Below are 356 nucleotides of genomic sequence, written 5' to 3'. Positions count from 1 at the left end.
CGAGGTGGTCGTGATCGGCGGCGGCGTCGCCGGTGAGCACGCCGCGGCGAACGCCCTGGGCCTCGGCGCGAAGGTCACCGTCGTCGACATCTCGCTGCCCCGGCTGCGCGAGCTCGAGCACCGCTACGGAGGTGCCCTCGAGACGCGCGCGTCGAGCCGCTACGACATCGCGCACGAGCTGCTCACGGCAGACCTCGTGATCGGGTCGGTGCTGATCCCCGGCGCCGCCGCCCCGAAGCTGGTGACCGACGACATGGTCGCGGCGATGAAGCCGGGCTCGGTGCTCGTCGACATCGCGATCGACCAGGGCGGATGCTTCGAGGGCTCGCGCCCGACGACGCATGACGACCCGACCT

The 356-nt window shown here is 72.2% G+C and carries 1 protein-coding gene; it reads left to right on the top strand.

The annotated features are described in order from the left end of the window. Positions 1-356, top strand: a 356-nt coding sequence (locus RTM68_RS12535) for an NAD(P)-binding domain-containing protein (RefSeq protein WP_312171379.1), incomplete at both ends; no start/stop codon positions are given.

Origin of the sequence: Microbacterium sp., from assembly GCF_031988965.1 — a bacterium.
Classification (GTDB): Bacteria; Actinomycetota; Actinomycetes; order Actinomycetales; family Microbacteriaceae; genus Microbacterium.
This window is presented reverse-complemented; position numbering and strand designations above follow the sequence as displayed.